At 61.0% G+C, this 22,284-nt stretch carries 21 protein-coding genes and 1 tRNA gene; 9 read left to right on the top strand and 13 right to left on the bottom strand.

What is annotated here, in order from left to right:
* Positions 1-49 precede the first annotated feature (49 nt).
* Positions 50-2,314 (bottom strand): class 1a ribonucleoside-diphosphate reductase subunit alpha, encoded by a 2,265-nt coding sequence (gene nrdA, locus KQ940_RS10850; RefSeq protein WP_217413642.1) that lies wholly within the window; start codon positions 2,312-2,314, stop codon positions 50-52.
* Between the two features lie 407 nt (positions 2,315-2,721).
* On the opposite strand from nrdA, the gene KQ940_RS10845 reads away from it, so the two are divergent.
* Both KQ940_RS10845 and KQ940_RS10840 read left to right on the top strand, forming a co-directional pair.
* Positions 2,722-2,805: transfer RNA gene (locus tag KQ940_RS10845), tRNA-Tyr, on the top strand.
* A gap of 121 nt (positions 2,806-2,926) precedes the next feature.
* Entirely contained in the window at positions 2,927-5,119 is a 2,193-nt protein-coding gene (locus tag KQ940_RS10840) for a solute carrier 5/6 family protein (RefSeq protein ID WP_217413641.1), read from the top strand.
* Between the two features lie 29 nt (positions 5,120-5,148).
* On the opposite strand, the gene KQ940_RS10835 is transcribed toward KQ940_RS10840, so the two are convergent.
* Positions 5,149-6,012 (bottom strand): MurR/RpiR family transcriptional regulator, encoded by an 864-nt coding sequence (locus KQ940_RS10835; RefSeq protein ID WP_217413640.1) that lies wholly within the window; start codon positions 6,010-6,012, stop codon positions 5,149-5,151.
* 431 nt (positions 6,013-6,443) lie between these two features.
* On the opposite strand from KQ940_RS10835, the gene gap reads away from it, so the two are divergent.
* The 6 genes from gap to mgrA are packed head-to-tail and all read left to right on the top strand — an operon-like array spanning position 6,444 to position 11,931.
* Positions 6,444-7,454 carry a type I glyceraldehyde-3-phosphate dehydrogenase gene (gap, locus tag KQ940_RS10830; RefSeq protein WP_217413639.1) on the top strand — a complete coding sequence of 337 codons (1,011 nt, stop codon included), beginning with the start codon at positions 6,444-6,446 and terminating at the stop codon, positions 7,452-7,454.
* A gap of 4 nt (positions 7,455-7,458) precedes the next feature.
* Positions 7,459-8,907: a pyruvate kinase gene (gene pyk, locus KQ940_RS10825; protein WP_217413638.1), complete on the top strand. Its 1,449-nt coding sequence runs from the start codon at positions 7,459-7,461 to the stop codon at positions 8,905-8,907.
* Positions 8,908-8,928: 21 nt separating this feature from the next.
* A complete protein-coding gene (locus KQ940_RS10820) occupies positions 8,929-9,099 on the top strand; it encodes a hypothetical protein (RefSeq protein WP_217413637.1) in 171 nt (56 codons plus the stop codon).
* Positions 9,096-10,388, top strand: coding sequence for a phosphopyruvate hydratase (gene eno / locus KQ940_RS10815; protein WP_217413635.1), 1,293 nt, complete (start codon positions 9,096-9,098; stop codon positions 10,386-10,388). The genes KQ940_RS10820 and eno overlap by 4 nt, the downstream gene beginning before the upstream one ends.
* A 27-nt stretch (positions 10,389-10,415) precedes the next feature.
* Positions 10,416-10,892, top strand: coding sequence for a methylglyoxal synthase (locus KQ940_RS10810; protein WP_217413634.1), 477 nt, complete (start codon positions 10,416-10,418; stop codon positions 10,890-10,892).
* A 10-nt stretch (positions 10,893-10,902) separates the two neighbouring features.
* Positions 10,903-11,931, top strand: a complete 1,029-nt coding sequence (mgrA, locus tag KQ940_RS10805; RefSeq protein WP_217413633.1) for an L-glyceraldehyde 3-phosphate reductase — start codon at positions 10,903-10,905, stop codon at positions 11,929-11,931.
* Between the two features lie 18 nt (positions 11,932-11,949).
* Here mgrA and KQ940_RS10800 read toward each other — a convergent pair whose 3' ends face one another.
* From KQ940_RS10800 to KQ940_RS10785, 4 genes are all read right to left on the bottom strand, one after another.
* On the bottom strand, positions 11,950-12,510 hold the full coding sequence (locus tag KQ940_RS10800; RefSeq protein ID WP_217413632.1) for a thioredoxin family protein: 561 nt from the start codon (positions 12,508-12,510) through the stop codon (positions 11,950-11,952).
* 163 nt (positions 12,511-12,673) lie between these two features.
* Complete coding sequence (locus KQ940_RS10795) at positions 12,674-13,600, bottom strand: Dyp-type peroxidase (RefSeq protein ID WP_217413631.1); 927 nt, start codon at positions 13,598-13,600, stop codon at positions 12,674-12,676.
* 119 nt (positions 13,601-13,719) lie between these two features.
* Positions 13,720-13,869 (bottom strand): DUF4865 family protein, encoded by a 150-nt coding sequence (locus KQ940_RS10790; protein WP_217413630.1) that lies wholly within the window; start codon positions 13,867-13,869, stop codon positions 13,720-13,722.
* Positions 13,866-14,117, bottom strand: a complete 252-nt coding sequence (locus KQ940_RS10785) for a tautomerase family protein (protein WP_217413629.1) — start codon at positions 14,115-14,117, stop codon at positions 13,866-13,868. The genes KQ940_RS10790 and KQ940_RS10785 overlap by 4 nt, the downstream gene beginning before the upstream one ends.
* A 31-nt stretch (positions 14,118-14,148) precedes the next feature.
* Between KQ940_RS10785 and KQ940_RS10780 the strand changes: the two genes are divergently transcribed.
* Complete coding sequence (locus tag KQ940_RS10780) at positions 14,149-14,760, top strand: LysR substrate-binding domain-containing protein (RefSeq protein WP_217413627.1); 612 nt, start codon at positions 14,149-14,151, stop codon at positions 14,758-14,760.
* On the opposite strand, the gene pepQ is transcribed toward KQ940_RS10780, so the two are convergent.
* The 7 genes from pepQ to KQ940_RS10745 are packed head-to-tail and all read right to left on the bottom strand — an operon-like array spanning position 14,745 to position 22,176.
* Positions 14,745-16,079: a Xaa-Pro dipeptidase gene (pepQ, locus tag KQ940_RS10775; protein WP_217413625.1), complete on the bottom strand. Its 1,335-nt coding sequence runs from the start codon at positions 16,077-16,079 to the stop codon at positions 14,745-14,747. The two genes, KQ940_RS10780 and pepQ, sit on opposite strands and share 16 nt — an antisense overlap.
* Positions 16,080-16,097: 18 nt before the next feature.
* Positions 16,098-17,039 (bottom strand): LysR family transcriptional regulator, encoded by a 942-nt coding sequence (locus tag KQ940_RS10770; protein ID WP_217413623.1) that lies wholly within the window; start codon positions 17,037-17,039, stop codon positions 16,098-16,100.
* Positions 17,040-17,047: 8 nt separating this feature from the next.
* Complete coding sequence (locus KQ940_RS10765) at positions 17,048-18,193, bottom strand: M14 family metallopeptidase (RefSeq protein ID WP_217413621.1); 1,146 nt, start codon at positions 18,191-18,193, stop codon at positions 17,048-17,050.
* Position 18,194: 1 nt separating this feature from the next.
* Positions 18,195-19,238 (bottom strand): ABC transporter ATP-binding protein, encoded by a 1,044-nt coding sequence (locus KQ940_RS10760; RefSeq protein WP_217413619.1) that lies wholly within the window; start codon positions 19,236-19,238, stop codon positions 18,195-18,197.
* 1 nt (position 19,239) lies between these two features.
* The gene (locus KQ940_RS10755) at positions 19,240-20,244 is read right to left on the bottom strand and encodes an ABC transporter ATP-binding protein (RefSeq protein ID WP_217413618.1); all 1,005 of its coding nucleotides are present in this window, start codon (positions 20,242-20,244) and stop codon (positions 19,240-19,242) included.
* A gap of 4 nt (positions 20,245-20,248) precedes the next feature.
* Positions 20,249-21,199, bottom strand: coding sequence for an ABC transporter permease (locus tag KQ940_RS10750; RefSeq protein ID WP_217413617.1), 951 nt, complete (start codon positions 21,197-21,199; stop codon positions 20,249-20,251).
* A complete protein-coding gene (locus KQ940_RS10745; protein ID WP_217413616.1) occupies positions 21,199-22,176 on the bottom strand; it encodes an ABC transporter permease in 978 nt (325 codons plus the stop codon). Before KQ940_RS10745 ends, KQ940_RS10750 begins: the two co-directional genes overlap by 1 nt.
* Positions 22,177-22,284: the final 108 nt, after the last annotated feature.

Here is a 22,284-nt window from a genome sequence, read left to right as displayed (position 1 = left end):
CCCGCTCGACGGCGGGAGGGGGTCAGTTAGTTCCGTCTGACAGAGACGATCAGAGCTTGCAGGCACCGCCTTCACACCCCATATCATCGTGCGAATCTTTCGCACCGTCGCGGGTGTTGTGGTAGTACAACGTCTTCACACCGTACTTGTAGGCGGTCAGCAGATCCTTGAGCAGCTGCTTCATCGGCACCTTCTCGCCCGGGAACTTGCTCGGGTCGTAGTTGGTATTTGCCGAGATCGACTGATCGACAAACTTCTGCATGATGCCGACCAGCTGCAGGTAACCCTCATTGTTCGGGATCGACCAGAGCAGCTCGTAATTGTCCTTCAGCTGCAGGAACTCCGGCACTACCTGCTTCATGACACCATCCTTGCTCGACTTGACCGAGACGAAGCCACGCGGCGGCTCGATACCGTTGGTAGAGTTGGTGATCTGGGATGAGGTCTCACACGGCATCAGCGCGGTCAGCGTGCTGTTGCGCAGACCAAACTCGCGGATATCCTCGCGCAGAGTCTCCCAGAAGTAGTGCAGCGGCTCGTCACAGAAATCATCGACATCGCGCTTGTAGGTGTCGATCGGCAGCAAGCCCTGAGCATAGGTGGTTTCGTTGAACTTCGGACAGGCACCCATCTCCTTGGCCAGCTGGTTGGACGCCTTCAGCAGATAGTACTGAATCGCCTCGAAGGTTTTGTGCACCAGGCCATTGGCGGAGCCATCGGAGTAACGCACACCGTGCTTGGCCAGGTAGTAGGCGAAGTTGGTTACGCCGACCCCCAGAGTGCGACGTCCCATGGTGGCATTGTAGGCCGCCGGTACCGGGTAGTCCTGATAATCGAGCAGGCTGTCCAGCGCGCGCACGATCAGGTCAGACAGGTTCTCCAGCTCGTCCAGGTTCTCCAGCGCGCCGAGGTTAAACGCCGACAACGTGCACAGGGCGATCTCGCCGTCCGGATCGTTGACATCCTTCAGCGGCTTGGTCGGCAGCGCAATCTCGAGACAGAGGTTGGACTGCTTGACCGGCGCCACCTCCGGATCGAACGGGCTGTGGGTATTGCAGTGGTCCACGTTCTGCACGTAGATACGACCGGTAGAGGCACGCTCCGACGCCAGCAGACCGAACAACTCGACCGCTTTCATGGTCTTCTTGCGGATGCTCGGGTCCTGCTCGTACTTGACGTAGAGACGCTCAAACTCATCCTGATCGGCAAAGAAGGCATCGTACAGCCCCGGCACATCGTGCGGGCTGAACAGGGTGATGCTTTCGCCCTTGATCAGGCGCGTGTACATCAGCTTGTTGATCTGCACGCCGTAATCGATATGACGCACGCGGTTCTCTTCAACACCCCGGTTGTTCTTCAGCACCAGCAGGGACTCCACCTCCAGGTGCCAGAGCGGGTAGAACAGAGTGGCCGCACCACCGCGCACCCCACCCTGGGAGCAGGACTTCACCGCCGTCTGGAAGTGCTTGTAGAACGGGATACAACCGGTGTGGAAAGCTTCACCATTGCGGATCGGGCTGCCCAGCGCACGGATACGACCGGCGTTGATGCCGATGCCGGCACGCTGGGAAACGTACTTCACGATCGCCGCCGCGGTGGCGTTGATGGAGTCCAGGCTATCATCGGTCTCGATCAGTACGCAGGAGCTGAACTGACGCGTCGGTGTGCGCACGCCGGCCATGATCGGCGTCGGCAGTGACAGCTTGAACAGCGAGGTCGCGTCGTAGAAACGCTTCACATAGTCCAAGCGCTTCTCTTTCGGGTAACCGGAGAACAGGCACGCCGACACCAGCATATAAAGCAGCTGCGGGCTTTCATACACCTCACCGGAGACACGGTTCTGTACCAGATACTTGCCTTCGAGCTGCTTCACCGCCGCATAGCTGAAATTCATGTCACGGCCGTGATCGAGGTAGGCGTTGAGCTCATCGAACTCTTCGCGCGAATAGTCGGTCAGCAGATGCTGGTCGTAGCGCTTGTCTTCCACCAGCTTGACCACGTGGTCGTACAGGTGCGGCGGCTCGAAGCTGCCGAATGCGCGCTTGCGCAGGTGGAAGATCGCCAGGCGCGCAGCCAGATACTGGTAATCGGGTGCCTCTTCGGAGATCAGGTCAGCCGCTGATTTGATCAGCGTCTCGTGGATATCCGATGTCTTGATGCCATCGTAGAACTGCAGGTGGGCTTTGAGCTCAACCTGTGAAACCGAAACATTTTCCAGCCCATCAGCGGCCCAGATGATGACCCGGTGAATCTTCTCGAGATCGATCGATTCCCGTCGCCCGTCGCGTTTGGTTACCATCAGATCTTGCTGCATGCCCATCCCTCAGTCGAAAGCGTGGATAACAACCGAAGGGCCAGTTTCAAGCCGGTCCCTCAGCCGATAATTATTGGTCGTTGAATTCAATGTCGCGACTTTGTATACCAGTGATCAAAAAACCACCAAAGCACAACATCTAGTACGACTTCTATTTAAGAGCACTAAATATAGTGAGCATCCGGTTTATTTCAAGAGTTGAATTTCATCGCCAGTGGAGGTAGGCGACCACTCAGAAACAAACAAAACCGCGCCATAGCGGGCTTTAACGGCGGAGCAGGATACAGAAGAATTTTTTTCAATCCAGCCCCATTTTTCGCGCATCCCATGCACGTCAAAAAAGCTGGTAAATATCGTCGATGCAAGCTTTACAAGCACACGCCATCACTCTAACATACGCGCCCTCTGGTGAGGTTCCCGAGTGGCCAAAGGGATCAGACTGTAAATCTGACGCGCGAGCTTCGGTGGTTCGAATCCACCCCTCACCACCATCGAATATGTAGACAAAGCCCCGCCTAGTGCGGGGCTTTGTTTTTTCCGATTGGTTGCAGCCCGCTCCGCCACTGCCAATACTGTCAATAAACCCTGTTGTAAGCAGGGGGTTATCTGGCAATGTTTTCTCCACTGAGCGTGCTACTACTGGTGCTGATCTACATGGGCGTGCTGTTCGCACTGGCCCAGTGGGTGGAGCATCGGCTCGCCACGGGGCGTTTTCGCTTTACCTCCCGCTGGCCCTATGTGCTTTCGCAAGCGGTCATCTTCACCTCCTGGACCTACTACGGCAGCGTCGGTTTCGCTGCCGAATCAGGTCTGCAGTTTGTCGCCATCTATCTGGGCACGATGCTGGGCGCCGCTCTGGTCGGAGTGATATCGATACGGATGGTGCGCGCCAAGGAGGTGTACCGCATCACCAGCATCGCCGACTTTATTGCTACCCGGTACCGTCACTCCCAGTCGATCGCGGCACTGGTCACGCTGATTGCACTATTCGGCCTGCTTCCCTATATCGCACTACAGATCAAGGCGGTGACCGACTCCCTGAGCGTCATTGCCGCCGGCCAAGGCGGCGAAGCCGAGTGGAATATGGCCGGCGCGCTCGTGACCCTGATGATGATTCTATTCACGATCCTGTTCGGCGTGCGCAGGCTCGACCCCACGGAGCGACACCAGGGCATGATCGCCGCGCTGGCAGTAGAGTGCGTGGTCAAGCTCGGCGCGATGCTGATCGTCGGTGCCTTTATCACCTTCCAGCTGTTCGACGGCCCGGGCGACATATTTCGGCAACTCCGCCAGAGCGGTAACGCCGCCGTCCTCAGTATCGATGCCGGCCAACATAGCCTGGCCAACTGGATAACGCTGCCCCTGTTGGGGTTTGCCGGCTTTTTCTGCCTGCCCCGGCAGTTCCATGTGGCGGTGGTCGAAAACAGTGACAGCAACCACCTGCGGACACTGATCTGGGCCATGCCGCTCTATACCCTGCTGATCAGCCTGTTCGTCATCCCGATCACCGGCGCTGGGCTGCTGCTTGGCATTCCCGCCGAACAGGGCGATCGATTCATGCTGCTGATTCCTCAAATGGCCGACAGCCAAACCCTGACCCTGCTATCGTTTCTGGGCGGATACGCGGCGGCCACCGGCATGATCCTGATCACCACGATGACGCTGGCCACCATGGCATCCAACCATCTGATACTGCCTCTGTGCGAGCGCCTTCACCCGCTCGAAGCGCTTCGCGGCTGGGGACTGCAACTGCGCTGGGCCATGGTCGCCCTGATTCTGGGCGCAGCCTATCTGACCGCCCTCGCACTGGGTCAGTCCTACATATTGGTCGCCATGGGTGTGATCTCCTTTGCCGCCGTTCTCCAGTGCGCACCGGCCATGCTGATAGGACTGTTCTGGCGTGGCGGCAACCGCTACGGCGCGATCTGGGGGCTGAGCTGCGGCTTTGCCCTTTGGTTCTACACTCTGGTGCTGCCCGAATGGGTCGCCGAAGGCTGGCTCAGCGCACAGATACTGACGGAAGGTCCTTTCGGCTTAACGCTGCTAAGACCCCAGCACCTGTTCGGCATGGAGCTGCTCCCGCCGTTGAGCCACAGCGTATTCTGGTCTTTAACGGTGAATATTCTGGCTTACCTGCTGTTCAGCAAGCTCTGCCGGAGCGGCAAGGCTGAACTCAGGCTAACCAACGAGCTTTTAGAATGCATGCGCGGCAACCCGGTGCATGCACGCGCACGCCCCACCGGCATGACCGCCTATATCGACCTGGATCCCAAGATTACCGAGGCCGAGACAGTCCTGACACGCTACCTGCATCCCAACAAGGTCAGAACGACACTCAACCTGTTGCGCGAAAGCCTCCAGGTGGGTAGCCGGAAACAGATTACCGTTATCGAACTGATGGAGTTTCACCGCATGCTGGAGCGCCTGCTCGCGGGCTCGATCGGCGCGGCCGCCGCGCATAGCGTGATCGCCAACGGCGTGCGCTACTCGGACCGTGAAGAGTCCGACCTGAAAGCGCTCTACAGCCACCTGTTCAGCGAGTTGCACCCAACGCTTGAGAACCTGGAGACCTCCATACGGGAGCACCAGGCGACGGAGCTTTCACAGCTGATCGCCCTGCAGCGCCGAATTGAGCAACTGGAGCGGGAAAACTCCCAGCAAAGCAAGAATATGGATGAGCTTAAGCAACGCCTGGACCAGGAGTACCAGAAGGCGTTCGAACTGCGCCTCAGCGAACAGAAACTGAAGCAGGAAAACAGCGCTTTGAAGGAACAGCTGCTGCGGGCAGAGAAAGGCTCCGACTGAGCCCCCCACCTCTCGCGCAGCGCCTCCCGTTAAGCCAGCGGTTCGATCGGGTAGCGCGTCTCTTTCAAGCTATCTTTGATCGCCTTGAGGTGACGCAGGAAATCCGGCCCACGGCGCAAAGTAACCCCGGTGGCCAGAATATCGATGACGGTCAGGTGCACGATACGGGAGGTCATCGGCATATAGACGTCGGTATCCTCCGGTGCCTCGACACCCAGCACAACCGTGCAGTGTCTGGCCAATGGCGAGTTCGGTGCAGTAATACCGATCACTGTGGCGCCAGTGCCACGCGCCAGCTCGGCGATATCCACCAGTTCACGTGTCCGCCCCGTGTAGGAGATGATCACGATGACATCACCGGTCGCAGAGGCCGCAGCGACCATCCTCTGCATCAGCACGTCATCGTAAGCCGCAACCGGAATATTGAAGCGGAAGAACTTGTGCTGCGCATCCTGAGCCACCGGCCCCGAGGCACCAAGACCGAAGAACAGTATCTGCTTGGCCTGAATCAGCTGGTCGACAGCCCGGTTTACAACCGCGGGACTGATCTTTTCTCTGGCGTAGGCCAGGCTGGCGATGGTCGCCTCGAAAATTTTCGGCGAGTAACTGTCGGCGGTGTCATCCGCTTCCACATTGCGGTTGACGTAGGGCACGCCGCTGGCGAGCGCCTGCGCCAGATTCAGTTTGAAATCGGGGAAACCTGCGGTATTGAAACGTTTGCAGAAGCGGTTGACGGTCGGCTCACTGACCTGAGCCGCCTTGGCCAAGGCCGCAATCGAGGAGCGCGTAGCCGCCTGGGGATCGGACAGAATCACGTCGGCAACCTTACGCTCCGAACGATTCAGCGACTCAAGCGCTGCCGCAATCTCCTGCAATATATTGAATGAACTCATCCGACAGACCACACCCTATTCAAAACTGACTCACCGCCCCTCTCTGATCCATGGCCGCCGGTAATAGCTAACCGATGAGGATCTGCCACAGGACAACCATCCAGGAGAACACCTATCCAGGAGAACCACCTAGTAGTTTTCACAACATCGAAGGGACACTCGCGCTGCAGAATAGCAAATATGTAAGAAAATTACCTCACTGACAGGTTTTCTACCCCTAACCGATCCATCCTTACCTCCACAACGCCCCGCTTTCTGCTCACTCGACCACCCGCCATCCAGCGGAGCAGCACTCGCAATAATAGCGAGAAACAATGAATCAGTTGCGTAATAATACAAATATAAATTTGACTTTTATTTTTATAAAGGCGATAAAATACGTAATTTTACTACCTAATAACTCCCGACCCCAACAATAATCGAGGTACCAGATGAGCATTCGAGTCGCAATCAACGGTTATGGACGCATCGGTCGCAATGTACTGCGTGCACTGTACGAATCGGGCAAGCGGGAACAGATCCAGATCGTCGCGATCAACGACCTCGGCGACGCCGAGATCAATGCCCACCTGACCCGCTTCGATACCGTGCACGGCCGCTTCAACGGTGATGTGGCGGTGGATGGCGACAACTTGATCGTCAACGGCGACAGCATCCGCATCATCGCCGAGCGCGACCCGGCCAAACTGCCGTGGAAAGCGCTCGAGGTCGACGTGGTGTATGAGTGCACCGGCCTGTTCACGGAGCGGGAAAAGGCTGCCGCCCACCTCGAAGCCGGTGCGCGCAAGGTGATCATCTCCGCACCGGCCAAGGGTGCCGATGCCACCGTGGTCTACGGCATCAACCAGAACGTGCTGACCGCCGAGCACCGGATCATCTCCAACGCCTCCTGCACCACCAACTGCCTGGCGCCGATCGCCAAGCCGCTGCATGACGCCATCGGCATCAACAACGGTTTGATGACCACCATCCACTCCTACACCAACGACCAGAAGCTGTCGGATGTCTACCACTCGGATCTGTACCGTGCCCGCGCCGCCGCACATTCGATGATCCCGACCAAGACCGGCGCCGCCGCTGCCGTAGGCCTGGTGCTGCCGGAACTGAACGGCCGTCTGGACGGCATGGCGGTACGCGTACCGACCATCAACGTATCGTTGGTGGACCTGACCTTCGAAGCCGGTCGCGACACCAGCGTCGAAGAGGTCAACGCCGTAATCGAAGAGGCGGCCAAGGGTGCGCTCAAGGGCGTACTGGAGGTCAACAAGCTGCCGCTGGTATCGGTGGACTTCAACCACAACCCCCACTCCTCCATCTTCGATGCAAGCCAGACCCGCGTGAACGGCCGACTGGTCAAGGTGATGAGCTGGTACGACAACGAGTGGGGCTTCTCCAACCGGATGCTCGACAACACCCTGGCACTGATGCAAGCAGAGGCCTGAGACGATGCAACGCAGGACCAAGATAGTCGCGACACTGGGGCCCGCCACCGACACGCCTGAAGCGATAGAGGCGCTGGTACGTGCCGGCGTCAACGTGGTGCGGCTGAACTTCTCCCACGGCAGTCCGCAGGATCACCTGAAGCGTGCCTCCCTGGTGCGCGAATTCGGTGCCAAGCACGGCCGCTATGTCGCCGTACTGGGTGACCTGCAGGGCCCGAAGATCCGTATCGCCCGCTTCGCGGAGGGGAAGGTACAGCTGACCAAGGGCCAGCGCTTTGACCTGGACGCTGCGCTGGACAAGAACGCCGGTGACGCCACCTGCGTCGGTATCGACTACGAAGAGCTGGTCAGCGACAGCAATCCAGGCGACATCCTGCTGCTCGACGACGGCCGCGTCGAACTCGAAGTGGTCGCCGTCGTGGGCTCGCGCATCCAGTGTGAAGTGCTGATCGGCGGCCCTCTGTCCAACAACAAGGGGATCAACCGCAAGGGCGGCGGTCTCTCCGCCGGTGCCCTGACCGAGAAGGATTTCGCCGACATCAAGACCGCCGCCGAGATCGGCGTGGACTACCTCGCCGTCTCCTTCCCGCGCAGTGCCGCCGACATGAACCAGGCACGCGAGTTGTTGCACGCCGCCGGCGGCAAGGCGGGTCTGGTGGCCAAGATCGAACGCGCCGAGACGGTACAGGACTCCAAGGTACTGGACGAGATCATCCTTGCCTCGGAAGCGGTGATGGTGGCCCGTGGCGACCTCGGCGTCGAGATCGGCGACGCGGAGCTGATCGGCGTGCAGAAGCACATCATCAGCCGTGCCCGTACCCTGAACCGCCTGGTGATCACCGCGACCCAGATGATGGAGTCGATGATCACCCAGCCGATGCCGACCCGCGCCGAGGTGTTCGACGTGGCCAACGCCGTGCTCGACGGCACCGATGCAGTGATGCTGTCGGCGGAAACCGCCGCCGGTGCCTACCCGATCGAGACCGTGGAAGCGATGGCGCGGGTGATCCTCGGTGCCGAAAAGCACCCGCAGGCGCATAAATCGAAACACCGTATCAGCGAATCCTTCGCTCATATCGACGAGTCGATCGCGCTGTCGGCGATGTATGCCGCCAACCACCTTGAGGGGGTCAAGGCGATTATCTGCATGACCGAGACCGGCGCCACGCCGCTGCTGATGTCGCGTATCCGCTCACCGCAGCCGATCTTCGCCTACTCTCGCCACCCCGCGACCCAGTACCGCGTCGCACTCTACCGCGGCGTGAAAACGGTTCCCTTCGACACCGCCAACCTGCCCGCCGCCGAGATCAATCAGCTGGCCGTGGATGAGCTGGTGCGACGCGGCGTCGTCGACAAGGGCGACCTGGTGCTGATAACCAAGGGCGATTATCTCAATGCCCAGGGCGGCACCAACACCCTGAAGATCGTCCGTGTAGGCGACCAGATACGCTAACAACAATAACGGGAGGAAGCTATGTACCCCGCTTCTCATGCCTCAGCCAACGAAACGCTCTGCGCCGACTGGCCGCAGGGCTTCGACATCCGTGCCGAATACGCCGAGCAGCAGGAGATGCTGCAGCACACCCAACATCAGGCGCACGAAGATGACAAACAACACAGCCACGAGGAGTTCGACGCGCAATGACCCGTATCGCTGATATCAAGGCCCGCGAAGTACTCGACTCCCGCGGTAACCCCACCGTCGAAGCCGACGTGATCCTGGCCTCCGGCATCATCGGCAGCGCCTGTGCGCCCTCGGGTGCCTCCACCGGCTCGCGCGAAGCGCTGGAGCTGCGTGACGGCGACAAGTCGCGCTATCTGGGCAAGGGGGTACAGAGCGCGGTCAACAACATCAACGGCGTGATCCGTGCCGCGCTGATCGGCATGGACGCCACCAGGCAGCGCGAGCTGGACAACCGCATGCTGGCATTGGACGGCACCGACAACAAAGCCAAGCTCGGCGCCAACGCCATCCTGGCGGTCTCCCTGGCCGCGGCCAAGGCGGCTGCAGCCGAGAAGGGTATTCCGCTCTACGCCCACATCGCCGAACTGAACGGCACTGCGGGTCAGTTCTCCATGCCGGTGCCGATGATGAACATCCTCAACGGCGGCGAGCATGCCGACAACAACGTCGACATCCAGGAGTTCATGGTGCAGCCGGTGGGCGTGGACAACTTCGCCGATGCCCTGCGCTGCGGCGCCGAGATCTTCCACGCGCTGAAGGCGGTGCTGAAGGCGCGTGGCCTGAACACCGCGGTGGGTGACGAAGGTGGCTTCGCACCGAACCTGGGCTCCAACGAAGAAGCGCTGGTGGTGATCAAGGAAGCGATCGCCAACGCCGGTTACGAGCTGGGCAAGGACGTGACCCTGGCGCTGGACTGCGCCGCGTCCGAGTTCTACAAGAACGGCCAGTATGACCTGTCCGGCGAAGGCAAGGTGTTCGATGCCGAAGGCTTCAGCGATTTCCTCGCCGAGCTGACCGAAAACTACCCGATCGTCTCCATCGAGGATGGACTGGACGAGTCCGATTGGGCCGGCTGGGCCTACCTGACCCAGAAGGTCGGCGCCAAGGTGCAGCTGGTCGGTGACGACCTGTTCGTGACCAACACCAAGATCCTGAAGGAAGGGATCGAGAAGGGGATCGCCAACTCCATCCTGATCAAGTTCAACCAGATCGGCTCCCTGTCCGAGACCCTGGACGCGATCCGCATGGCCAAGGAGGCCGGCTACACCGCGGTGATCTCGCACCGCTCCGGCGAGACCGAAGATACCACCATCGCCGATCTGGCGGTGGGCACCGCCGCCGGGCAGATCAAGACCGGTTCACTGTGCCGCTCCGACCGTGTGGCCAAGTACAACCGCCTGCTGCGCATCGCCGAGGAGCTGGGCGACAAGGCGGTCTACAATGGTCTGAAAGAGATCAAGGGCCAATAACAGGGCTCTTATAACCGGAGGCTGCCGATGCACACAACCGAAGTCGCGATGCCCAACGAGAAGCGGATCGCGCTGGTCGCACACGACAACCGTAAGCCCGACCTGCTGGCCTGGGCCGACCGGCACAAGGCGGAACTGACCAAGCATCGGCTCTACGCCACCGGCACTACCGGCAACAAGCTGAGCAAGCAGCTCGGCCTGCCGGTGGCGGCCCTGCTCAGCGGCCCGATGGGCGGCGATCAGCAGCTGGGCGCCCGAATTGCCGAAGGCGAGATCGACCTGCTGATCTTCTTCTGGGATCCGCTCGATGCCCAGCCGCACGACCCGGACGTCAAGGCACTGTTGCGCCTTGCCGCGGTCTGGAACATCCCGGTCGCCTGCAACGAAGCCTCGGCCGACTTCATCTTCAGCTCCCGCTACCTGACGGGGGCCTATCAGCGCCGGGTACCGGACTACAACGCCTACCTGCAGGCACGCACCCGCGACTCCTCTGCACACAACTAAGAGTCCGAACATGACCTACACGCCATCGGCAACACGCTACGAGCAGATGCGCTACAACCGCTGCGGCCGCAGCGGCCTGAAACTGCCCGCCCTCTCCCTGGGCCTGTGGCACAACTTCGGCGAGGACAGCCGCCCCGACACGGCGCGGGCGATCTGCCGCACCGCATTCGACAACGGTATCACCCACTTCGATCTGGCCAACAACTACGGTCCGCCGCCGGGTTCCGCCGAAACCCTGTTCGGACAGATCCTGAAATCCGACTTTGCAGGCTACCGTGACGAACTGGTGATCTCCACCAAGGCGGGTTACGACATGTGGCCCGGCCCTTACGGCGAGTGGGGCAGCCGCAAGTATCTGCTGGCCAGCCTGGACCAGAGCCTGAAGCGGATGGGGTTGGAGTATGTCGACATCTTCTACTCCCACCGCTTCGATCCGGACACGCCGCTGGAGGAGACGATGGGCGCGCTGGACAGCGCCGTGCGCCAGGGCAAGGCGCTCTATGTCGGCATCTCCTCCTACAATTCTCAGCGCACGCGGGAAGCGGTGAAGATCCTTCGCGAGTTGGGCACCCCCTGCCTGATCCACCAGCCCAGCTACTCCATGCTGAACCGCTGGGTCGAAGAGGACGGCCTGCTTGATACGCTTGAGGATATCGGCACCGGCAGCATCGTATTCTCGCCGCTGGCGCAGGGCCTGCTGACGAACAAGTACCTCGACGGGATTCCGCAGGGCAGCCGCGCCGCGCAGGAGAAATCGCTGCAGAGCTCCCACCTGTCCGAGGACAACCTGACTCGCATTCGAGCACTGAACGAGATAGCCCGCCGTCGCGGCCAGAGCCTGGCCCAAATGGCGATCGCCTGGGTGCTGCGCGACAACCGGGTCACCTCGGCGCTGGTCGGCGCCAGCAGGCCCGAGCAACTGCTCGACAGCCTGGCGGCGTTGGACAACCCGCACTTCAGCGCCGAAGAACTGGCCGAGATCGACCGCTACGCCACCGAAGGCAACCTCAACCTCTGGGCCCCGTCATCCGAACGCTAACCCGCCTTCCGGGCGCCATCAAGGCGCCCGGTGGTATGTCCGCCACTTGATGTTGCAGCCGATGCTCGGCTTCTGTTCGCCGGCCGGATTCTTCCCGGCCAGCAGTGCATCCATCGCCGCACGCAAATCCTTTCCGGTGACGGGGATATCGTTGCCTGGACGGGCATCGTCGAACTGCCCGCGATAGACCAGTTCTCGCTCGCCGTCGAATAGAAAGAGATCCGGCGTGCAGGCCGCGTCGTACGCCTTGGCCACCTGCTGACTCTCGTCGTACAGATAGGGGAAGGGGTAATCCTTCTCCGCCATCCGGTCCGGGCCATCCTCGGGATGGGTTACCGCATCGTTGCTGCTGATCGCCACGATATCGATCCCCTTGCCGGCGTAGTCCCGTCCGAGCTGAATCAGCCCCTGCTCGATGTGCCGCACAAAGGGGCAGTGGTTACAGATAAACAGCACCAGCAGCCCGGTCGGTCCGGGAAGATCCGCGCTGGAAACGTAGCGGCCGGTTTTCGGCTCGAGCAGGTTGAACTCGGTTGCCTCGTGGCCCAATGCAATCATCGTTGAGGGTGTCAGCGCCATGGTGAAACCTCCTGCAAACTAACCCCTGCAGCCCGCTGGACTTAGCCGTTCATAACAACTTCTCTACCACAGACTGCTTACCTGAAAATATAGTGAAGTAGTGCGAACTCTGCAGGAGGTAACAGGGAGCTCATCGATGAGATCCCTGTTACCTGCCGAGGGTTTAGGCAAGTCGCCGCAGCCAGCTGTTGGACGGTACGAAGAACGCGGCCCCGGTTACGGCCCGGGTGAATTGAAGCAGACGGTCCGCGTGCCCCTGCTCGTCGCCCTCGACCATGCTCTTGAGCATCAGTTCGAAGTTCTCCGGCGTGCGGCACAGGCTTACGAACATCAGCCCCTTACGGACCGAATCGCCGTAGGGCATACTCTGGCGCAGGATCTCGATTGAGCTGCCATCGGGCCGCTTCAGCGAGGTACGCTTGGTGTGGGCATGGGGTGATTTTTCGGCCCCTGGATACTCGATGTTATCCGCCTTGGTGCGGCCGTAGGTATCCTCCTGCTCCTTCAGCGACTGTCGGTTCCAGGCCTCCAGATCATGCTCGTAGCGTTGCAGGTGCAGGTAACTGCCACCGGCGAAGTCGGGATCTTCCTCCCCTACCAACGCCACCTCCAGCCGATCGTCACCCTGCGGGTTCTCGGTACCGTCGACAAAGCCGGTCATGTCGCGCATATCCAGATACCGGAAGCCATGCACCTCCTCGACCAGCTCAGCGGCGCCCTGCAGCGCCTGATTGATCTCACCTGACAGCTCGAAGCAGGCGTCGTACTGGTCGGCCCGAACAATAAACAGCAGGTCGGTTGGCGTCGAAGGTGCTACCCGTTCGCCTCTCTCCAGCGCAGGAAAGGGGCGCAGCAACGCGGGCCTGGCCTCTGGGCTGATACGATCCCAGTAGGCGGAACCGATCGCAGCGGTCAGGTGCAATTGAGCTTCCGGCAGTCGCTGCCGCAAGGCTGATATCCGTTGCGGCAGGCTCGCCAGCAACTGCTTGATAATTTCGACAGCACCGGGCTGGTGCGTCTGGTTGAAACTGAGAAATATGGCATCCCGATTCGATTCAGCGATCACACCGGACTGGTAATCCTGGGCCATGCCTCGATCTCCTTGTTTTCGAAAACTATTTTCTGAACAGGCTGTTTCCGTTCCCGGTTATGATAGTGGTTCAGCACAAAACGCGCTGCAACTATTGTCTTCCAATCCTAACCGCTATTTCACCTGGACAGATCAGATTTGATCGCGCACGCCTTCGCCTCTCGCTGCATAACCGGCCCGGTAATGTTCTGTACCAGAGCGCCCCGGTCATCGATCCCATGTTGTACGTTGTCGGCGGGCAGCCCGAAGCGGTATTGCATCGCAATCATGATTGCACTCCTGCCGAGATACCACCGCTGAACGACCACTCGCTGAGCCGGTTGGTGGTGATGATCACCATCACGTCGGCCGCTCTCAGCCCAACGCTCGCCTGCAGCTCATCCACCAGTCGTGCATAGAAGGCATTACGCGTCGCATCGCTGCGTTCACGCCCGGCGGTAATTTGGAAGATGATCATCTCCTCTGTTCTGCCCGCCGGCGCCAGATAGTCGCGATCGCACACCAACCGGCTGGCCACCAACGATGAAGCGGTGTTGGCACTGCGGCAGGTGAATCTGAAGGGAAAGGTCCGTTTGGGATTGCAGGAGGATTTCGGCGAGCAGGTGCTGACGCAGACGCTGGGGCGGTTCAAGCGTGCCTATCCCGGCATTCAGATCGAAGTTGTGGTCGCACGCAATGCCGAACTGGTACAGGGAATGCGTCAGGGACAGCTGGATCTTGCGCTGGCTTGGGATGATGGCCACCCTCTGCCCAACACCCTGCTCCTGTGCTCATATCCAATGCGGTGGATTGGCGCTCGCGATAACGAGGTTTACCGGTTGCGCCCCCTGCCCCTTATCCTGTTCGACGCGCCCTGCATGGTACGCCAGGCGGCGCTCGACGCCCTGAACAAGGCCGGTATTCCCTGGCACATCAGCATGACCAGCCGCAGCCTGGCCGGCATCTGGGCTGCCACTCAAGCGGGGCTTGGGCTTACCGTGCGCACGGCAGTCGGGATGCCGAGTGATCTACAAATTCTCGCGCAGCAACACGGCTTGCCCGCGCTCCCCTCACTAAAGCTGGTGCTGCACCGCCTGGATTCGACGCCGCCCGCTGCCGTAAAAGTGTTGGAGAGCTGTTTGCTGGAGAGCCTGGACCACGTCTCTCATCCGGCTGGCTGACACTGGCTGACGAATTCGAACGCATCCCGCGTCAGGTTTTCATGACCCTCGGCGGTAATCGCCACATTGTCCTCGATGCGGATACCGCCAAAGGGCGACAACCTCTCCACGCGGTTCCAATCCACCGCACTGCCTGCCGCTGAAGCGCGCAGGTCGGCCAACAGCGACGGGATGAAGTACAACCCCGGCTCGATGGTGACGACGAAGCCCGGCTGCAAAATCCGAGTCAGGCGCAGGAAGGGGTGCTCGGCCGGCGGTTCGCGCAGGGTACCGGCCGCGTCCTGCTGCCAACCGCCCGCATCGTGTACCTGGATGCCGAGCAGATGGCCAAGACCGTGGGGGAAGAAAGTGCGGGTGATACCCTGCTCCAGCTGCGCTTCGACACTGGCATTGACCAGCCCGCTGTCGGCCAGCACCTGTGCCAGTCGCGTATGCATCTCCAGGTGCAGGTCGACAAAGTCGACGCCTGCCTTCACGTTCGCAAGGATGCCTCTCTGCGCCTCATCCAGCGCCGCGATCAGCTGGCCGAACTCGGAGCTCGGATCGAAGGCGTGGGTGCGGGTAATATCGGCGGCATAGCCCTGGCAAGTCGCACCGGCATCGAGCAGCAGCGTGCGCGGGTCGTTCGGCGCCTGGCGCTGCTGGAACTGGTAGTGCAGCACCGCCGCATGCTCGTTCAGCGCGACGATATTGTCGTAGGGCAGATCCCGCTCGTTGTGTTCGGTGGCAACCAGATAATCCTGGTGGATCCGGTATTCGCCGGCACCGGCACGAAACGCCTGCTCGGCGGCGAGGTGGCCACGTACCGCGATGCGGTTAGCCTCGCGCAGGCAGTGCAGCTCCCATTCGGTCTTGATCGCGCGGTCGAAGTGCAGCGCGTCCAGCAAAGGCTGCGGATTGTGTTGCCAATCCTCTACGGCAAAGGCCGGACGTTCGGCACTGACCAACGCCACCCGCCCCAGCGAGGCGAATTCAGCACCTAGCTGCTGCGCATCGCCGAACGACTCGATCTCGAAAGCCGCGGTCCAGTCAGCGGTCGGCAGCTGCGGTGTCTGGTGCCAGAAGTCGGTGGGGCTGTACAGGTACAGCTTCGGCGTGCGTCCCGGTTGCAGCAACAGCCAGGATCCGGGATGCTGGTTCAGCTGCGGCAGCCACTGCACGAAATCGGGCTGGGTACGAAACGGATAGTAGGTATCGTCGAGGAAACGCCGTGGCGCGGAGCCTGAGCCCAACAGCAGGGCATCGAATCCCAGCGTCGCCAGCGCGTTTTCGGTACGCGCCTTCAGGGTCTCGATATGGGTAAAAAACAGAGACTGCATTGAATCATCCTGAGCAAACTAAAGGGCTGTGGTGACCCCTTCCGCGACCTGATCCGCGATCAGCGACCAGAGCACATCGAGGCTGCTGTTGTGGTTATGGCGTAATCGGTAGAGCCGTATCTGCAGCGGGATATGCCAGCGCTCATCGCCGGCCAGTGCCAACTGGTTGTAGCGCAGACTATCCCCGATCAGCCGCTTCGGTATCCAGCCCAGGCCGAACCCTTCCTTGACCATCGCCTTGACGCTGACGGCATGGAAGTTCTCGTTCATCGTCACCAGCTGCGGCGGTTCCAACTGCTGCTGGATGAACTGCTGAATCACCGGACGGGCGAAGGCGCCTTCGTGATAGCCGATGTAGGGCAGGGGTTTGCGCGCCTTGCCCGGCAACTGGTGCAGCGGCTGCCCCTGTTCGTCGAGCGCCGTTACCGGCACCAGCACCTCGTTGGCGACCGTGAGCGACTCGAAGCGATCGTCATTGAGCGCGCGCAGGAAATCCACCGCGGGATGCCAGTAACAGAGTGCCAGATCGCACTCCCCCTGCGCCAGGGCGCTGACGAAATCGGGGCCCACCCAGGCGGTGGATTTCAGATTCAGCTCGATATCGATGCCATGTTCGGAGGAGAACGGCTCGATCCAGGCGTTATAGAAGCACAGATACAGCGTCTGCGTGGTGGCGAAGACCAGTCGGTTGAGCTGTTTCTCGCGGATCTCGCCGCAGCGGGACTTGGTCTCGCGGGCGATGCGGCTCATCTGCTCGGCACCGGCAAGAAATACCTCGCCGGCCGGTGTCAGTGACAACGGCAGCGTGTTGCGGTCGATCAGCGTGACTCCCATCTCATCCTCGAGCAGCTTGATACGCCGGCTCAGGGTCGGTTGGGTGCAGTTACGCTCATCCGCCGCGCGGGAAAAGTGTCGCGTCCTTGCGAGCGCAATGAAGTCGTCCAACCAGCGCAACTCCATGTAGCCCCCTACGACCTGTGAAGCGAGCGGCCAAGCCAGGCCAGTGTCGGCTCTATCAGCGACGCGCCCAGACGCTGAGAGCGCTCCGGCGACCAGCCCTGCAGCGCATCGGGCTGCAGGTCGAAATCGATGAACGGCATCTCCAGCGTCATCGCCGGACAGTTAAAGCGGCGCCCGACCCAGAACGCGGCGATGGTCATGGTTTCAGCGCCGAACTTGCCGGGCGGATAACCGCGCTCAAGTTGAAAGTCGGCGTTCGCCGCCTGCAGATCACGTCCGAACTGCGCCTCCTGCTCCAGAACGCTCTCTTCGACCCAGGGTGCGCCAGCCTGCCCGGAGATAAAGTTGCACGGCAGCACCTCGTCGCCATGCAGATCGAAATAGAGATCGACACCGGTCTGCTCCATCCGCTGCCGCACGCAATACACCTCCGGGCTGCGCTCGAGGCTCGGCATCTGCCACTCCCGGTTCAGGTTGACACCGATCGCATTGGTGCGCAGATGTCCGCGCACGGAACCGTCCGGGTTCATATTCGGCACCATATAGATCACCGCCTGCTCCAACAGCCGACGCGCCTGGGCATCATGCCGATCCAGCAACCGGGTCAGCAGCCCCTCGGCACACCACTCGGCCATGGTCTCGCCGGGATGCTGGCGTGCTGTCACCCAGATCACAGGGCGACCTGGCGCCGCTTCGCCGATCTGCAGCAGCTCGATATCGCACCCGTCCAGGCTCTGGCCGAGGCTCTCGATACGTACCCGCTCCGACAGCCCGGCCCGGGCGATCAGATTGAGGTGACGCTCATGGCTGTAGGGCGCGAAATAAGCATAGTCGACTGCGTCATGCTCGGGTTGGTGTTCGATCACCAGCTCACCGTCTGCATATTGGGTCGGCACCCGAAACCAGTGTTCGCGATCGTAGGAGGCCACCGCGCGGTAGCCCTCCCAGCCTGCTGAATAGGAGGCCTCGCCGGCATTGGTCAAGCGCATCCGCAATGGTTGACCACGCACGCCCAGCGCGCGGAAGTGAAACCATTGGAAGAAGGTCGAGCCGTTGTCGATGCGGATGCGCAGCTGGATATCGTCCGCCCTGTCGGCATCGACCACCTCGATATTGCCGCTGTCGAAGGCGGCGCTGATCTGTATCCGGCTCATCTCAGATCCGCCCCTCCTCGACCGCGTGGCAGGCCACCTGACCGCCCTCGTCGGTGGCGATCAGCTGTGGGATCTCCCGCTTGCAGCGCTCGTTGGCGTGCGGGCAGCGACCGTGGAACACACAACCCGAGGGCAGGTTCACCGGCGTCGGCACCTCGCCCTTGAGCTTGATATGCGCAGGCCGACCGGTTTCCAGCCGCGGAATCGCCGACAGCAGCGCCTGGGTATAGGGGTGGCGCGGGGTAGCGAACAGGGCCTTGGTCGGCGCCAGCTCGCACAGGCTGCCGAGGTACATCACCGCCACCCGGGTACCGAAATGCTCGACCACCGCCAGGTCGTGGGTGATGAACAGGTAGGTCAGGTTGCGGCTCTCCTGCGCATCCATCATCAGGTTCAGCACCTGGGCCTGGATCGACACATCCAGCGCCGAGATCGGCTCATCCGCCACGATAAACTCCGGGTCCACCGCCAGCGCGCGGGCGATACTGATACGCTGGCGCTGACCGCCGGAAAACTCGTGGGCGTAGCGCTTGCCCCAGGTCGGGTCGATCCCCACCGATTGCATCACCTCACTTACCTTATCGCGCACCTCGGCGATGGACACCTTTGGGTTATGGAAGCGCACCGGCTCCTCCAGCGTCTGCGCGATGGTCATGCGCGGGTTCAGCGATGCATAGGGGTTCTGAAAGATCATCTGCATCTTGCGTCTGTAGGGCATCAACTGACGGTCGCTCAGGTTGTCGATGCGCTTGCCCTGGTAGCTGATCGAGCCACCGCTCGGGCTGAGCAGCCCCATCACGGTGCGCGCCACGGTGGACTTGCCGCAGCCGGACTCACCCACCACGCACAGCGCCTCGCCCTTGCGCACATCGAGCGTCACGCCGTTGATCGCGTGCACATGCTCCTGCTCACGCACCAGCTTGCCGCCACGCAGTTTGATCTGTTCGAGAAAGTCGCCGGAGATCGAGAAGCGCTTGTACAGATCCTCGATCTGCACCAGGGATTCGGCCGCCGTTTTAACAGTTGTCGGTACCGTCGTGGTCATCTTAATTCGCCTCCTCGATCTGCCGTGCAGCGGCTTCCTCGAGCTTCATCTTTGCCACCAGATGGCAGGCCACGCGGCAACCGCCGGAACTGGTATAGTCCGGCAACTGGGTCTGGCACACCTCCATCGCGTATTCGCAGCGCGGGTTGAACGCACAACCGTCCGGAATCTTCTGCAGCGGCGGCATGGAGCCGCGGATCTGGTTCAGACGCTGGCCCGGAATCGCCATCTGCGGCAGTGCGTTCATCAGCCCCTGGGTGTAGGGGTGCTGAGCGTCGTTGATGATCTCCCGCGTCGGCCCCTGCTCGATGATACGACCGGCGTACATCACCATCGCCTGCTGCGTTACCTGCGACACCACACCCAGATCATGGGTGATCAGCATCAGCGCCACGTTGTTGCGCTCGCACAGCTCCAGCATCAGGTCCATGATCTCCGCCTGGATCGTCACATCGAGTGCCGTGGTCGGCTCGTCGGCGATGATGATATCCGGGTCCATCAGTAGGCCGATGGCGATGACGATACGCTGACGCATACCGCCGGACAGCTCATGCGGATACTGGTCAAAGCGTTTCTCCGGCGACGGGATATACACCTGTTTCAGCTTCTGCAGCGCGATGTTCTTGGCGTCGCGACCGCTGATCTTACGGTGTGCCAGCAGGCACTCCACCATCTGCTGACCGATGGTCAGCACCGGGTTCAGCGTCATCATCGGATCCTGGAAGATCATCGAGATGCGGTTACCGCGGATCGAGCGCAGCTCTTTTGCCGACATCACGGCCAGGTTGCGCCCTTCGAACAGGATCTCGCCGCCGGCGATATAGCCGGGGCGCGACAGCAGGTTCAGAATCGAAAAACCGAGCACCGACTTGCCGGCACCGGACTCACCGACCACGCCGAGGCGCTCGCCGCGCTCTAGGGTGAAATTGATATCGCGCAGGGCGTGGACCTCGCCACTGCGCAGGCCGAAGCGAACTTCGAGGTTCTTAACTTCCAACAGTGCCATCGTCTTACCCCTTGTACAGCTTCGGGTTAAGGACATCACGCAGCCAATCGCCGAGCAGGTTCATCACCAGCACCAGGGCGATCAGTACGCCACCGGGAATTACCGTGATCCACCAGGCGCCCGAGAAGATGTACTCGAAACCGCTGGAGATCAGCGAGCCGAGCGAGGGCTGCGACACCGGCATACCCAGACCGAGAAACGACAGCGAAGCCTCTGAGATGATCGCGTTGGCCACCTGCACGGTGGAGATAACCAGAATCGGCGACAGCGTATTAGGCAGTATATGCCGGAACATGATGCGCGCCGGGCGCAGGCCGATAACACGGGCGGCGTCCACATACTCCTTACGCTTCTCCGCCAGCACCGAGGCGCGGATGGTGCGGGCGTACTGCGGCCACTCGGCGATACCGATCACCAGGATCAGCATCAGCATCGCCAGCTTCTGATACAGCTCGGTGCCGAAGGTGGCCTGGAACACGGCCAGCACGACGATCGCCACCATCATGGTCGAGAACGACAGCTGCACATCGGCAAAGCGCATCAGCAGGCTGTCGATACGACCGCCGAAGTAACCGGCCAGCAGGCCGATGACGATACCCAGAGCCGCCTGCAGCGCCACGGCGCAGAGCCCGATCGTCAGCGAGATCCGGGTACCGTACAGAATGGTGGACCAGAGATCGCGTCCCTGGGCGTCGGTGCCCAACCAGAACGCCGGGTCGCCCCCCTCCTCCCAGCTCGGCGGCAACTCCGAGTTCAGGATGTCGATCTGTGCCGGGTCATAGGGGTTGAACGGTGCCAGCAACGGCGCCAGCAACGCCATCAGGGCAAAGGCCACAAATACCAACAGGCTAAGCTGCGCAACGCGGTCGGTCACGAAGCTGTGCCAAAGGTGGCTGTCGCGCATGCGCTGCCAGGCGCTGGGACGGACCTCAAGAATCTCTACTTGTTCAGTCATCACTTCTTACCTGTCAATTTGACGGTCGGGTTCACCAGACCGTAGATCAGGTCGACCAAGGTATTGGTCACCACGAAGATGGCGCCGACCACGATCAGATAGGCAACGATCAACGGGGTGTCGACGCGGTTGACCGCTTCCAGGAACAGGAAACCCATGCCGGGCCACTGGAATACGGTCTCGGTCAGAATGGTATAGGCCACCATGGTGCCGATCTGCACACCACCCACCGTGATCACCGGCAGCATGGTGTTCTTCAGCGCGTGCAGGAAATAGATGCGGCGGGGCGCCAGGCCCTTGGCCCAGGCGAACTTCACATATTCGGACTGCAGAACTTCCATCATCTCGGCACGAATCAGCCGGATGAACAGTGGCAGCATGATCGACGCCAGCGAGATACACGGCAAGACCAGGTGCTGCAGGCCGTCGACGGTCAAGAACCCGGTTTCCCAGGGACCGAACACCGGCTCGGTCTCGCCGCGGCCGAACGACGGCATCCAGCCGAGATAGATCGAAAACAGATAGATAAGGCCAATTGCAGTCAGGAATACGGGCACCGAGATGCCGATGATACTCAGCCCCATCACCGCCCGAGAAAACAGGCTGTTGGGCTTGATCGCCGAGTACACCCCCAGCGGCACCGACAGCAGCACGATGATCAGGGTCGCGCCGAACACCAGCTCCAGCGTGGCCGGCAGCTTGTGCAGAATCACCTGCAGCGCCGGCTCCTTAAAGAAATAGGAGGTGCCCAGGTCGCCGTGCAGGGCTTTAACGGCGAAGCGGCCATACTGCACCAGGAACGGATCGTTCAGACCCAGCTGGTCGCGCAGTGCCTGTCGCTCCTCCTCCGATACCGACTGTCCCACCAGCTCACGTAGCGGGTCACCCAGGTTGTCCTGAATCGAGAAGCTGACCAGGCTGATGATGAACATCACCAGAATCGCCTGGACGATACGTTTGATCAGAAAAGCAATCATGGTTTTTCAACCTCGAGACATATGGCTGCCCTGCCACATACCATCTATTGGAGAAAGGGGCGCCGACAGGCTCCCCTTGTACGGCGTTAAGGATGCCGACACCTCCCT

The sequence above is a fragment of the Marinobacterium ramblicola genome (assembly GCF_019084545.1).
Taxonomy (GTDB): domain Bacteria; phylum Pseudomonadota; class Gammaproteobacteria; order Pseudomonadales; family Balneatricaceae; genus Marinobacterium_D; species Marinobacterium_D ramblicola.
The sequence above is the reverse complement of the archived record's forward strand: the minus strand, read 5'-3'. Positions and strand labels throughout refer to the sequence as shown.